The sequence below is a fragment of the Tahibacter sp. genome (assembly GCF_032229445.1).
Classification (GTDB): Bacteria; Pseudomonadota; Gammaproteobacteria; order Xanthomonadales; family Rhodanobacteraceae; genus Tahibacter.
Genome location: NZ_JAVTWC010000115.1, coordinates 67,776 through 81,135 on the forward strand (window position 1 = coordinate 67,776; position 13,360 = coordinate 81,135).

Annotated in this window: 13 protein-coding genes; 2 read left to right on the forward strand and 11 right to left on the reverse strand. The window is 68.8% G+C overall.

The window, feature by feature from the left end; translation table 11 throughout:
• Positions 1-64: 64 nt before the first annotated feature.
• From RUU78_RS21315 to RUU78_RS21330, 4 genes are read right to left on the reverse strand one after another with little or no spacing between them, the layout of a single operon-like run.
• Positions 65-343, reverse strand: a complete 279-nt coding sequence (locus RUU78_RS21315) for a hypothetical protein (protein ID WP_313919695.1) — start codon at positions 341-343, stop codon at positions 65-67.
• A gap of 54 nt (positions 344-397) precedes the next feature.
• Complete coding sequence (locus RUU78_RS21320) at positions 398-781, reverse strand: cupin domain-containing protein (RefSeq protein WP_313919696.1); 384 nt, start codon at positions 779-781, stop codon at positions 398-400.
• Positions 775-906 carry a hypothetical protein gene (locus RUU78_RS21325; protein ID WP_313919697.1) on the reverse strand — a complete coding sequence of 44 codons (132 nt, stop codon included), beginning with the start codon at positions 904-906 and terminating at the stop codon, positions 775-777. Before RUU78_RS21325 ends, RUU78_RS21320 begins: the two co-directional genes overlap by 7 nt.
• Positions 906-2,162 carry an MFS transporter gene (locus tag RUU78_RS21330; RefSeq protein WP_313919698.1) on the reverse strand — a complete coding sequence of 419 codons (1,257 nt, stop codon included), beginning with the start codon at positions 2,160-2,162 and terminating at the stop codon, positions 906-908. The genes RUU78_RS21325 and RUU78_RS21330 overlap by 1 nt, the downstream gene beginning before the upstream one ends.
• Before the next feature lie 410 nt (positions 2,163-2,572).
• Here RUU78_RS21330 and RUU78_RS21335 point away from each other — a divergent pair, with 410 nt between their 5' ends.
• A complete protein-coding gene (locus RUU78_RS21335; protein WP_313919699.1) occupies positions 2,573-3,481 on the forward strand; it encodes a LysR family transcriptional regulator in 909 nt (302 codons plus the stop codon).
• Between the two features lie 6 nt (positions 3,482-3,487).
• Here the strand turns inward: RUU78_RS21335 and RUU78_RS21340 are convergent, their stop codons facing one another.
• Complete coding sequence (locus RUU78_RS21340; protein ID WP_313919700.1) at positions 3,488-3,940, reverse strand: nuclear transport factor 2 family protein; 453 nt, start codon at positions 3,938-3,940, stop codon at positions 3,488-3,490.
• A gap of 167 nt (positions 3,941-4,107) precedes the next feature.
• On the opposite strand from RUU78_RS21340, the gene RUU78_RS21345 reads away from it, so the two are divergent.
• The gene (locus RUU78_RS21345) at positions 4,108-4,518 is read left to right on the forward strand and encodes a DUF1801 domain-containing protein (RefSeq protein WP_313919701.1); all 411 of its coding nucleotides are present in this window, start codon (positions 4,108-4,110) and stop codon (positions 4,516-4,518) included.
• Positions 4,519-4,672: 154 nt separating this feature from the next.
• Here RUU78_RS21345 and RUU78_RS21350 read toward each other — a convergent pair whose 3' ends face one another.
• The 6 genes from RUU78_RS21350 to RUU78_RS21375 form a co-directional block, all read right to left on the reverse strand.
• Positions 4,673-7,756 carry an efflux RND transporter permease subunit gene (locus RUU78_RS21350; protein ID WP_313919702.1) on the reverse strand — a complete coding sequence of 1,028 codons (3,084 nt, stop codon included), beginning with the start codon at positions 7,754-7,756 and terminating at the stop codon, positions 4,673-4,675.
• A complete protein-coding gene (locus RUU78_RS21355) occupies positions 7,753-8,850 on the reverse strand; it encodes an efflux RND transporter periplasmic adaptor subunit (protein WP_313919703.1) in 1,098 nt (365 codons plus the stop codon). Before RUU78_RS21355 ends, RUU78_RS21350 begins: the two co-directional genes overlap by 4 nt.
• An 85-nt stretch (positions 8,851-8,935) precedes the next feature.
• The gene (locus RUU78_RS21360; RefSeq protein ID WP_313919704.1) at positions 8,936-10,696 is read right to left on the reverse strand and encodes an ABC transporter transmembrane domain-containing protein; all 1,761 of its coding nucleotides are present in this window, start codon (positions 10,694-10,696) and stop codon (positions 8,936-8,938) included.
• Between the two features lie 79 nt (positions 10,697-10,775).
• Positions 10,776-11,372, reverse strand: a complete 597-nt coding sequence (locus RUU78_RS21365; protein WP_313919705.1) for a YigZ family protein — start codon at positions 11,370-11,372, stop codon at positions 10,776-10,778.
• A gap of 145 nt (positions 11,373-11,517) precedes the next feature.
• Positions 11,518-12,771: a hypothetical protein gene (locus tag RUU78_RS21370; protein ID WP_313919706.1), complete on the reverse strand. Its 1,254-nt coding sequence runs from the start codon at positions 12,769-12,771 to the stop codon at positions 11,518-11,520.
• Positions 12,768-13,289, reverse strand: coding sequence for an RNA polymerase sigma factor (locus RUU78_RS21375; RefSeq protein ID WP_313919707.1), 522 nt, complete (start codon positions 13,287-13,289; stop codon positions 12,768-12,770). The genes RUU78_RS21370 and RUU78_RS21375 overlap by 4 nt, the downstream gene beginning before the upstream one ends.
• Between the last annotated feature and the right edge of the window lie 71 nt (positions 13,290-13,360).

The window sequence follows — 13,360 nt, forward strand, 5'->3', positions numbered from 1 at the left end:
GGACGACAGCGGCAAAACCAGCGGCGCGCGCGGGCCGCGATCTGCGCTGATCTCGAGCCGCTGGCTAGCGGCTCGAGATCAGCAACGAAATGCCGAATTCGACCGCCGTCACCAGCGCGAACAGACCGCTAGCGACGGGCCAGCTCCAGCGCGGTGTGGTCATCTGGCGTGAGATCGCGCTCAGGGCCAGCCCGCCCAGCGCGCTGAGCCCGATGAACATCAGCACGGCCACGCCGAGGGCGATGTCGGTCCCGACCGCGAGCAGCAGCATGAAGCCGATGACGAGGATCAGGAACACGGCCACCGCCGCGAACAGGATCAGCAGCAGGATCATCAGGGCCACGGCAAACGGGTCCGAGCATAGGGGGAATGGGCAGAATAGCGCAGGCGTGGCGCGCTACCCGATGGCGCGCAACTGGTCGGCGAGGCTGCGCGTCTGCGCGGTCTGCGTGTCGCCCGTATGCGCGGTCGCCTTGTGCTCGATCAGCAGCACCAGGCATTCCTGCTCCGCGACGGGCAGGTGCTGCACGCCCCTGGGCACGACGAACAGTTCGCCGGGGCCGAGTTCCACGTCCCGGTCCGGCAGGCGCAGGCGCAGCCGTCCCTGCAACACGAAGAACAGTTCGTCCTGCGCATCATGGCTGTGCCAGACCAGCTCGCCGTGGATCTTGGCGACCTTGATGTAGCTGTCGTCGAGTTCGCCGATGACGCGCGGCGACCACAGTTCCTGCAGGCTCGCGGCAAGGGCGCGCGGATCGACTGGCGTGACGGGTTTCAGCACAGCATCGCTCCAAGTTGTCGCGCAAAGATGGTTTCGCCCCATCGCAGCCAGAGCGTCGCGAGCAGCAGCGCCGCCAACAGCGCGACGGACGACAGCGCAACGCGGCGCCAGGACAGCGCGTGCATCACGGCGTCGATGCCGCGGGCCGCAGCGATGGTGTCGATGCCGCGGGTTCATCGCGCGTGAAGTAGCTCACGCCGGCGGCGAGAAAACCGAGCGCGATGCTGGCGATCCATACCGGACCATAGCTGCCCGTGGTGTCGTAGAGTCGGCCCGCGACCCAGGCGCCAAGGAAACTGCCGATCTGATGGCTCAGGAACACGATGCCGTACAAGGTGGACAAGTAGCGAACGCCGAACAGACTGGCCACGGCGCCGTTGGTCAGCGGCACGGTGCCGAGCCACAGAAAACCGAACACCGCGGCGAAGGCGAGCGCGGAGAACGCGCTCAGCGGCACGAGCAGGAAGATCGCGATCGCGAGCGCGCGCGCTGCGTAGAGCGCCGCGAGCAGGCGCGGCCGCGAGTAGCGCCCGCCCCAGAGGCCGAACAGATAGGAACCGGCGATGTTGAACAGGCCGACCAGGGCCAGCGCAGTCGCGCCGACGCTCGCGGCAATGCCCTGGTCGACGAGATAGGCTGGGAAATGCGTCGCTATGAACGCAATGTGGAAACCGCAGACAAAGAAGCCGGCATTGAGCAGCCAGTAGTGCGGATGCGCTGCGGCCTGGGCAAGCGCGCGACGCAGGCCTCCGTCGTCGGCATCGGCCGCGATGGATGCGGCCGTGATCGGCGGGCGGCGTATGCCGGCCGCCGCGATGATCGTGATCAGAATCAGGCCGGTCAGGCCGAGCAGCGCTTCGCGCCAGCCCCAGCTGGCGATCAGCGCCTGTGCGATCGGCACGACCGCGAACTGGCCGAAGGAGCCGCCGGCCGTGACGAGACCGAAAGCCATGCTGCGCTGTTCCGGTCGCACGAGGCGGGCAACGCCGGTCAGCACGACGACGAACGTCGTGCCGCTCAGGCCCAGACCGACAAGCACGCCGAGGCTCGCCATGATGCCGCTGGGTGCGAGCACGAACGCCGCGAGCAGCAGGCCGCCCGCATAGACCAGCGTGCCGGCGACGAGCACGCGGCGCACGCCGTACCGGTCCGCGATCGCGCCGACGAACGGCTGGGCAAGGCCGAACAGCAAATTCTGCACCGCGATCGCAAATCCGAAATATTCGCGGCCGATGCCGAACTCGCGGCCGATCGGCTGCATGAACATGCCGAAGCTCTGGCGCACGCCCATGCTCAGCGTGACGATCAGCGCGCCGCAGGCGATTGCGATGATCGCGGCGCGGGTCCATTGGGAAGCGGGTATCGCTGCGGCTGGCTTCATGATCTCGATGTCGGGCAGTGCTATCGGCAGCGTAGCGACGGCGCTATCGTCGCAACAGCGGCGCGCCGGCCGATTCAGTATCAACGGACGATTGAGAATGAGCGAGCCCGTATCGGGCATCACCGTGTTCGCGATAGAAACCCCGAATACATCAAATACTTCGAAAGTTCCCGTGCTTTTGGAGCCCCCTTGAGCAAGGGGGTGAAGAGTGATCGCTCAGAACCGCAGGTTCTGATCGCTCTGAACGCCCAACGGGCCGGGACGAAGAGTGATCGCTCAGAACCGCAGGTTCTCATCGCTCTGAACGCCCAACGGGCCGGACGGCCAATGCGAAGCATTGGCCAGGGTTGTGGAGATCTGGTGCGCGGCCCGAGGGCGGCACCGTCGTACGAATGCTGCGGTGCAAAACCATGAGCGAATCCGTATCCGACATTGCCGTGTTCGTGGCCTGCGCCGACAGCGGCCAACTCAGCAACGCCGCGCGTTCGCTGGGTATCACGCTGGCCGTCGCGAGTGCGGCACTGAAGCGGCTCGAGGCGCAGCTCGGCACACGACTGATCCTGCGCACCACGCGCAGCCTGCGCCTGAGCGCCGAAGGCGAGCGCTATCTGCCACATGCGCGCGCGGCGCTGGACGCGTTGTCGGCCGGCCGGCTGGCGCTCAGTCGCGACGATGGCGTGCTACAGGGGCTGGTGCGCATCACCGCCCCGGCGGACTTCGGCCGCAACCGGCTGGCCGGCTGGCTCGACGACTTCGCGCAGCAGCATCCGCAGGTGCAATTCCAGGTCACCCTCGACGACGCCGTCGCGGACTTCTTCGCCGCACCGGTGGATCTCGCCCTGCGCTACGGGGTGCTGACCGATTCGAGCCTGATCGCGCTGCCGCTCGCGCGGCTCGTTCGCGTCACCTGCGCCGCGCCGGCGTATGTCGCGCGCCGGGGCGCGCCGGAGCATCCGCGGGAACTCATCGCGCATGAGACGTTGTGCTACATGCGCCAGCACCGCGCCGCCGACCGCTGGGCCTTCCAGCGTGGCGAGGACGCGTCTGAGGTGACGGTCACGCCGCGCTGGACCTTCAACGACGCGGAAATGGTGCGCCGCTGGGCGTTGCGCGGGCGCGGCATCGCCTATCGCATCTGGGCCGACGTGGCCGAGGACGTCGCTGCCGGACGCCTGCAGCGCGTGCTGCCGCAGTGGATCGGCGAGGCGGTGCCGCTAAGCCTGGTCTACACCGAGCGGCGTCTGTCGCCTGTGCTGCGCACGCTGATCGATTTCCTGTCCGGGCGGCGCGCGGAATTGCAGGCGTGCCAGCCGGCGTAGTGCCGTTCAGCGGTAGGCGGCCAGCGCGCGCGCGGCTTCCGCGCGCACCTTGTTCCGCAGCGCCGGCGTCCAGCCCAGCAGTAGTCCTGCAGGTCCCAGCGCCTGGCGTGACCAGCGCCAGAAATTGAACGTGTCCACATGTTCACAGATAAGTCCGTCGCGGAAGCGGAACTCCGCGTGGATGACGTTGTGCACGGCGCGGCCGGTCTTGCTGAAGGTGTACCAGGCCTGCCAGTCGGCGCTGCCGCGTTCGCCCTCGGCGCGCACATTACCGAATTCCACGCGCAGATCCTTGCCGCGTTCGCAGAGCATGCGCCACATCGCCCCGCCCCGTTCGCCCTGCAGGTCGAAGGCTGGATCGCGAAAGATCGCGTCGGGCGTATAGCAGGCGGCCATGGCGGCGCCGTCGCGTTGCTGGAAGGCGCGATAGAAAGTCTCGATGCGTTCGGATGCGTGCACGGCAGGGTCCTGGCGGAAACGGTGGCCCATGGTGCCAGCTTCGTGCCGCAGTGCCGGTGCCGGCAGCGCCGCGTGGCGGATTTCGCACCCCGCTGCGCGATGCCGCCATATCGAGCGTCGATGCCGCGCGTTGCTATGCTCGCGGCCCACGTTGAGCGGAGCGTCAGATGGCCACACCGACCAGCAAGAAAACTGAGGAAGACAGGAGCGTCGACGCATTCCTTGCCACGCTCGACCATCCGGCCAAGGCACTCGTCGTCGAGCTGCGCCGGGTCGTGCTCGACGCTGATGTCCGCATCCTCGACGGCATCAAGTGGAACGCGCCGAGTTTCCGTACGACGGAGTACTTCGCGACGACGAACCTGCGCGCGAAGCAGGGCACGGGCCTGATCCTGCATTTCGGCGCGAAGAAGAACGCGATTTCAGCGACCGGCGTGGATATTCCCGATCCGGCCGGTTTGCTGCGGTGGCTGGCCAAGGATCGCGCGACCGTCGAATTCCGCGATACCGCCGAGCTGAGGGCAAAAGCGTCGGCGTTGCAGGCGCTGCTGCGCGAATGGATCCGCTACGTCGTCTGAGAGATCGCCGGATTCTGTCAGTCGGCGGATGCGGCGGCGGCGATCCGCCGTGCGCGGTCTGGGCGTGAGGCGCGCGTCATGCCGCAGCTGCCGTGTTCAAGCGCTGCCGTGGCGGGCTGCGGCAGCAGTTCCCGCCACGGCGCGCAGTGCGCGATCAGTGGGGCGGTGAAGCCGTGGCGAGCCGCGCTTTCTTGCGTGTTGCGCGCTGGTGGACGCGTTCACGCAGGTCATCGAGCACGGTATACGCCGCCGGGATCACCACGAGGCTCAGCAGTGTCGAGGTGATCAGGCCGCCGATCACGGCGATCGCCATGGGTGCGCGGAAGCTCGCATCGGCGCCGAAGCCCAGCGCGATCGGCAGCATGCCCGCACCCATTGCGAGCGTGGTCATGATGACGGGGCGCGCGCGCTTGCGGCAGGCGTCGACGAGGGCGTCGTGCTGGCTAAGGCCGTGGTCCTGCTCGGCGATGACGGCGTAGTCGACCAGCAGGATCGAGTTCTTGGTCGCGATGCCGATCAGCATCAGCAGTCCGATCAGCGCCGGCAATGACAGGTAATTGTTGGTCAGCAGCAGCATGCCGAACGCGCCGCCAGCGCACAGCGGCACGGCGATCAGGATGGTCAGCGGCTGCAGCGCGTTGTTGAACAGCAGCAGCAATACGGCGTAGACGCAGAAGATGCCGGTGCCCATCGCGACCAGGAAGCCGACGAACAGCTCGACAAAGATCTCCGCGTCGCCGGTATTGAGCATCGTTACGCCGGGCGGCAGCTTTTGCAGCGACGGCAGTTTCTGGATCTCGGTCATGACCTCGCCGAGCGGCCGGCCGTTGAGCTCCATGTTGAACGTGACATTGCGCTGCCGGCCGTAGCGGTCGAGCTGGGCCGGGCCGCTGTCGAGCCGGATGCTCGCGACTGACGTCAGCGGTACCGGACCGTCGCGGCCGGGCACGCGCAGCAGCGCGATCGCCGAGGGCTGGTCGAGGTCCTGCTCGGCGATGCGCACGCGGATCGGTATCTGCCGCTCGGGCAGGTTGAGCTTGGCCAGGCGCTGGCGGAAATCGCCGGCTGTGGCGATGCGCGCGGCTTCGGCGATGTCGGCGGTCGCGACGCCGAGATCGGCGGCGCGCAGCGGATCCGGCGTGATCACGACTTCGGGACGCAGCAGGGACGCGGTCGAGGTCACGCTGCCAAGCCCGGTCAGTCCGCGCAGGTCGCGCTCCAGCGCCTGGCTCGCCTCGAGCAGCAAACGAGGATTGTCGCCGGCCAGCACGAGCTGCAGCAGTTCGCCGGGTTCGCTGCTGACGAAGCTGACGCGCACGCCGGCCAGATCCCTGAGGCGCGCGCGCACTTCGCGTTCGAGGACTTTCTGGTGGCGCTCGCGCGTGTCCGGCTTGCCCCAGTCCAGCGTCAGCGTCGCCTTGCGCACGTCGCCGACCAGGGACTGGTTCGGGTCGCCCAGATCCAGCACGCCGCCGATCGCGGTGTAGACGCGCTTGAGTTCCGGCAGGTCGGCCAGCGCGCGGCGTGCCTGCTCGGCGACGTCGGTGGTCTCCCGCAGGCTCGCGCCGGGCGGCAGTTCCAGGCTCAGGTTGCTGCGGCCGAGGTCGGCCGGCGGAATGAAGGTGGCCGGAATCAGCGGCACGATCGCTAGCGAGGCGATGAACAGCCCGAACGCGAGCCACAAGGTGCGGGTACGATGCGCGAGCGCGCTTTCGACGAGGCGCAGATACCAGCGCATCAGCGGGCCTTCCTTCTCCTCGTGCGGCCCGGGTTTCAGCAGATAAGCCGCCATCATCGGCGTCAGCAGGCGCGCGACCAGCAGCGAGAACAGCACCGCCGTGGCTGCGGTCCAGCCGAATTCACGGAAGAACTTGCCCGGGATGCCGGGCATGAACGCGACTGGGACGAACACGGCGGCGAGGGTCAGCGAGGTCGCGATCACTGCCAGGCCGATCTCGTCGGCTGCATCGGTCGCAGCTTCCTGCGGCGACTTGCCCATGCCCAGATGACGCACGATGTTCTCGACCTCGACGATCGCGTCGTCAACCAGGATGCCGACGACGACCGCGAGCGCGAGCAGCGTGATCATGTTGAGACTGAAGCCGAACCAGTGCATCACGGCGAAGGTGGGAATGATCGACAGTGGCAGCGCGAGCGCCGAGATCCACGTCGCGCGCCAGTCGCGCAGGAACAGCCAGACCACGAGCACGGCCAGCAAGGAACCTTCCCAGAGCATCGTCATAGAAGACTCGTAGGAGCCTTCTGCCTCTTCCACCGTGGAACTGACTTCGGCGAAGCGCAGGTTGGGATAGGCGCGGCCGAGTTCTTCCACTTTTGCGCGTACGGCGCGGCCGGTGCCGACTTCGCTGGAGCCGCGTGTGCGCGTGATCGCGAAGCCGACCGCCGGCTTCCCGTCGAGCAGGGCGACCTGGCGCGCTTCGGCCGCCGCGTCGCGGATCTCGGCCAGGGCCGAGAGCTTGATCTGGCGCCCGTCGGGCAGGCTGATCGGCATGTCGCGCAGCTGCGCGACCGCATCGACCGTGCCGACCGTGCGCACGATCTGTTCGTTGCCGCCCCAGTTCGCCTTGCCGCCGGGCATTTCCACCTGGATTCGCGCGAGCTGCTGCGACACGGCGCCAGCGGTGATGCCGTGCGCTTCCAGCGCGCCAGGCTTGAGGTCGATGCGCACTTCGCGCTCGACGCCGCCGGTGCGCTTGACCTGGCCCACGCCGGGCACGCTGAACAGCGACTTCGTCACGGTGTCGTCGACGAACCAGCTCAGTTCGTCGGGCGCGAGCGTGTCGGAGGCGACGGTGAAGCTCAGCATGGTGCCGCCGACGATGTTGACCTTCGCGACGACCGGTTCCTGGATGTCCTGCGGCAGATCGATGCGGATCCGCGTGATGGCGTCGCGGACTTCGTCGAGCGCCTCGTCCAGATCGCGGCCGAGTTCGAACTCGATGCGCGTGTTGGAGACGCCTTCGTTGACCGTGGACACGAGCTTGTCGATGTCGGCAAGGCTCGCGACGGCGTCCTCGACCTTGCGGGTGATCTCGGTTTCCATCTGGCTCGGCGCGGCACCGGGCAGGGTCACCGTGATCATGACCATCGGTAGCGAGATGTCGGGGAAGCGCGACACCGGCAGGCTGCGGAAACCGGCGATACCGGCGACGCAGAGCAGGATGAACAGCAGGATCGACGGCAGAGGCCGGCGTATCGCCCAGGCGGAAATATTCATGGCGCCGCGGTCCCTGTGACTACGCGCACACGGTCGCCTTCGCTGAGGAACCCGGCACCGCGTGCGACGACGGCGTCGGTCGCGGCGAGGCCGGAGACGACCTCGATCTGTTCGCCGTCGACCCGGCCGATCTCGATGCGCTGGCGCGTCACGCGCTGTCCCTCACCGACGCGGAACACATAGCTGTGACCGTCGCGCTGCACCACGGCCGACAGCGGCAGCAGCAGCGCGGGGTTCTCGCCAAGCAGCAAGTCGCCTTGGGCGAACATGCCGGCGCGAAGCGGTCCGGGATCGGCGAGGCTGGCGTAGACCACGCCGGTGCGGCTCGCGGCATCGAGACTTGCGGCGATGCGGCGCACGCTCGCCTCGGCGCGACTTCCATCGGGACCGCTGACCAGCACCTGCATGCCTTCCTGCACGCGGGCAAGTTCGGCTTCGGGCAGGTTGCCGCGCCATTCCAGGCGGCCCTGGCGGATCAGGCGCAGCAGTTCGCCGCCGGCGGAGACGACCTGGCCGGGCTGCACGTCGCGGCGCGAGATCACGCCGTCGTCGGGTGCGCGCAGCTCGGCGAAACTCAGGCGCAGCGCGACCGCTTCGCGCTGTGCGCGCGCCGAGTTCAGGCGCGCGCCGGCCTGCGTCGCCGCCCCCCACATCTCGTCGGCGTCGCGCGCACTGATCAGGCCCTTGTCGCGCAACGCGCTCATGCGCTCGTTGTTGCGCCTGGCCACGGCCAGCGCCGCATCGGCCTCGGCCACGGCCGCGTCGGACTGGCGCTGTTCGCTCGCGAGCGTGCGCGTGTCCAGACGCAGCAGCACCTGGCCCTTGCGCACCGGTTCGCCGATGTCGACGAGGACTTCAGCCACGCGCACACCGGACAGCTCGACACCGAGCAGCATTTCCTCCTGTGCGGCAATCGCGCCGGAAGCGGTCAGGCGGCGCTGCAGCGCGCGCGACTGCGGCGTGACGAGGCTGACCGAGAGGCTGGCCCCGGTGTCGGCCGCGGCGGCGGGCTGGGGGTCGGAACCGCAGCCGGCCAGCAGCAGGGCGGCCAGGCCCAGCCCCAGGACGGCGCGAAAGCGCGATCGGATAGTCATGGACAATGCTCGATAGTGGAAAACGGTATGCCCGGCGCGCGCGGCGCGGCCAGGGCGGAACGAAGTGGCGTGAGCTACGCGCCGGTCAGGCAGCGAACTGCAGGCGCGCGAGTTCGGCATAAAGTCCTTCCTGCTGCAGCAGCTCCTCGTGCGTGCCCTGGGCGACGATGCGCCCGCCGTCGAGCACGACGATGCGGTCGGCCTGCTGCACCGTGGCGAGACGATGCGCGATGACCAGCGTGGTGCGGCCGCGCATGAGCCGTTCGAGCGCATCCTGGATCGCCGCCTCGGATTGCGCGTCGAGGTTGCTGGTGGCTTCATCCAGCAGCAGGATCGGCGCGTCCTTGAGCAGCGCGCGCGCAATGGCGATGCGCTGCTGCTGGCCGCCGGACAGGCGCACGCCGCGCTCGCCCAGATGGCTCGCGTAGCCGCCGCTCTGCGCGATGATGAAGTCGTGCGCCTCGGCCGCGCGCGCCGCTGCAATGGCGTCTTCCTCGGGCGCGTCGACGCGCCCGAAGCGGATGTTCTCCAGTGCGCTCGCACCGAAGATCACGGTGTCCTGCGGTACCAGCGCGATCGTGCCGCGCAGCTCGGGCAGCGCGAGCGCGCGCAGGTCCTGGCCGTCTATGCGCACGCTGCCCGACTGCGGATCGTAGAAGCGCAGCAGCAACTGGAAGACGGTACTTTTTCCGGCGCCAGAGGGGCCGACGAGCGCGACCGTCTCGCCGGGCTGAACGCGCAGACTGAAATCGCGCAGCGCGGCGGCGTCCGGACGCGACGGGTAGCGGAACTCGACATGGTCGAACTCGATCGCACCGCGCGCCGGGCGCGGCAGCGCGACCGGCGCGTCGGGCGAGCGGATCTGCGGCCGGGTCGCGAGCAATTCGTTGATGCGCTCCAGCGCGCCCGAGGCACGCTGTACCTCGCCCCACACCTCGGTCAGCGCGCCGACCGAACCGCCGGCCATGACCGCGTAGAGCACGAACTGGCTCAGGATGCCGGCCTTGAGCTCGCCCGCGAGCACGGCATTGGCGCCGACCCAGAGCACGAGCACGATCGCGCCGAAGATCAGCAGGATGGCCAGCGCGGTGATCGCCGCGCGCGCGCCGATGCGGCGGCGGCTTGTCGCGATGGCGCGGGCGATGGCGTCGGCGTAGCGGCGCTTCTCGGTCTCCTCGCGCGCATACGCCTGCACAGCGTGCATCGCGTTGAGGCTTTCGTTGGCGACCGCCGAGGCATCAGCGATGCGGTCCTGGTTGTCGCGCGACAGGCGCTGCAGGCGCCGGCCGCCGATAACCATCGGCAGCACCACGAGCGGAATCACGAGCGCGGCATAGGCGGCCAGCCGCGGGCTGGTCCAGACCAGTGCAACCGAGGCGCCAATGAAGGTCGCCGCGCTGCGCACCGCGACCGACAGGCTGGAGCCAACGACGGTCTGCACGAGTTCGCTGTCGGCGGACAGGCGGGAGGTGATCTCGCCGATGCGGGTGCGCTCGAAGAAGGCCTGGTCGAGCGTCAGCAGGTGATCGTAGAGGCGCCGGCGCAGGTCGGCGACGACGCGCTCGCCGAGCAGGCTCACGCAGTAGTAGCGCGCCGCCGTGGCCAGCGCGAGTACGACGGCGACGCCGAACAGCGCGAGGAAGCTCGCATTGATACTGGCCGGATTGGCGTCGGCGAACCCGGAGTCGATCATGTGGCGCACGGCGACGGGCAGCGACAGGGTCGCCGCCGAAGACACGACGAGGAACGCCAACCAGCCGGCGAGCAGGCCGCCGTGGCCGCGCAGCAATGGCAGGATCCGGGAAAGCGAGGCAAGGCTGCGGCGCGGCGGAGTCGGTTCGGTCATGGGTCGTCGTCGAGGGGGACAGGGGCGCGGCGGGCGGGCTGCGGGCAGCCAGCTCGTCATGGAGACGCTGCGGCGCGATTCAATCGCGGCGCTCGAGTTTGCTACGTCCGCGAGTCAGATCGGCGAGCAGTTGGCCCAGCGCGTCTACCCGCGCGTCTGGCAGGGCCAGGCGCAGCGTGGCGCCGGCCACGCCGAATTGCTCGTGCACGCAGTCGGCGTCGAAGTCGGCCAGGCGCGCCTTGAGGATCGCGAGGCTGGCGAACGGCAGCTCCAGCGCAACCTCGATCTTGTGCACCAGCGTGACGCGCGCGGCCATGCGCAGGCATTCCGCAGCGACGCCGCCGTAGGCGCGCATCAGGCCGCCGGCACCAAGCTTGATGCCGCCGTACCAGCGCGTGACGACCAGCATGACCTGGTCGCAGCCCTGGCCGTCGATGGCTTGCAGTATCGGCTTGCCGGCGGTGCCTGCCGGTTCGCCGTCATCGGAAAACCGGTAACTCTGGCCAATCCGGTATGCCCAGCAATTGTGCGTGGCCTGGCTGTCCGCGACGTCCTCGAGAAAGGCGAGCGCGGCGGCCGGATTGCCGACCGGGGCGGCCTGGCACACGAAGCGGCTCTTCTTGATCTCCTGAGACGCGGCGGCCGGTTGCGCGAGCGTGCAAAGCGGCGTGTTCATCCGCGCATTATCTGCCAGGAACGGCGTCCGCAGGCTTTCCTGCGCGCGACCACGGCTGAAACAAACCGGCGCAGGTGCGCGCAGGCGGTCGGGTTGGAGCGATGAGTACCCGAAGCAGGCCGCCTACGCGGCTGCCCCGCGCCGCTCAGCGCAGGTCGCGCAGGTCGCGCAGGTCGGCCGGAACCACGTAGGTCGGGTGCTTGCGCCGCAGCAGTTCGAGGTTTTCCAGCGCGTCGGCCCGGCGCTCCTGGCGCAGCAGTTCACGGATCCGCTTGATCCACTCGTCCGGTGCCAGAGTAGCGTTGCGTTTCAGCTCCGCCGAAGCGGCGTTCCCGACGGCGCTCGCGGCGTCGGAGTGTGCAGGGGCCTGCGATACGTTCGCCGGCGGCGCTTCGGCTGCCGGAGCTGCTGCTGAAGCCGCGACGGGAGGCGCAGCGGCAATTGAAGGCGCGACCTGTCTTTCCGCTCCCGACGCAGACTGCGGGCGCGCCGTGGTTTCCTCGACAGTCCGCTTTTCCTTGCTCGCTGATCGTGCGACGCGGGCGCGCTGTTCCTGCTTGGCCAGCGGATCGGCCGATGCTGCGTCGACATCGACGCCGTAGTCGTCCCGGCGCGAGCCGCTCGCTATCGCCGCCTTCCGCTCGACCGAGTTGTAGTCGGGAACTCCGGCCGTGCCCGGGAATGGCTGCGGCTGTGCGGCGTCTGCGGCGAGCTTGTCGACGCCGCTGCCCTTGGTGCTTTCGGCCTCGGCCAGGCCTGCGCGTGCCAGTGGTTCGGCCGAGGGCTGCGCCGTCGCGGCTGCCACGCGCTCCGGCGGCGACGTGTCGGCGGGTACCCTATCGTCGGAGCGCAGGCTGTTGTCCTTCTTGGCGTCGATGGCGGCCGCCAGTTCGACCTCGCGCCGTTGGGCGGGCGCCTTGGGTTTCAGCGAGGCAGGCTTGGCCGGTGGCGGAGCTGGCATCGCGGCGGTCGTCGATGCGATGGCCGGCGCTTCGGGCGGCGGCGCAGGCGGCGCCGCCGGTTCCGCCGGCGGCACGATCGCGCTGATCGGAATGACGTCGCGCTCGGTGCGGGCGGACGCCGACTGCTGCAGCGTCGGCGCGGCGCTTTCATTGAACCCGTTGCGCATCTGCCAGGCGATGCCGGTGGCCAGCACTACGCCTGCGGCGCTGCTCAGAGCCACCAGCCACAGCGGACGGCGGTGGCGAACGTTGGCGTGGCGCAGCGCGTTGACGCGCTGCGGCTCGACCGCGGCACGCGCGAGAGCCAGCACGGCGGCGTCGAGCCTGGCGTCGGGCTCGCTCTGCGGCAGGCGCCGGTACAGGCGTGCGAGTTCGGACTCCTCGCCGGCCAGGAAGGCTTCGAATTCGCGCTCGTGGTGGTTTCTAGGGTGGGTCATTCGGCGAACCTTGCGCGGATCTTCGCGAACGCATAGCGCAGGCGCGATTTCACCGTTTCTTGTCCAGCTCCCGTCACTTCGGCAATTTCTTCGAGTCCGAGTCCGTTCTCCATGCGCAGCACGAAGGCATTGCGCTGCTCGTCCGGCAGATCTTCGAGCGCCCGCTGCAGACGGCGCCGTTGCTCGAATTCGCTGAGCACCCGGTCGGGCCGTTCGGTTTCCGGCGCGTCGAGCTGGCGGAAGACCAGTTCGGTTTCCTCGGACCCTGCCTGTGGTCTATTGCGGCGCATGAGATCGATCGCAAGGTTGTGCGCGATCTGCAGCAGCCAGGTGGTGAACTTTGCCTCGGGTCGGTAGCGCTCGCGTGCGACGGTGACGCGGCTCCAGGTTTCCTGGAACAGCTCGTCGGCGCTGGCGCGCTCGCGGCAGTGGCGCAGCAGGAAGCGGTACAGCGTGCCGCGATGGCGCGTGTACAGCGCTTCGAACGCGTGCGCATCGCCGCGGCCGTAGGCCAGCATCAGTTCTTCGTCCGTACACTCCGCCCTCATGGGGCGGCAGGTTAAGCGATACATGGGATGACGTCATCCGC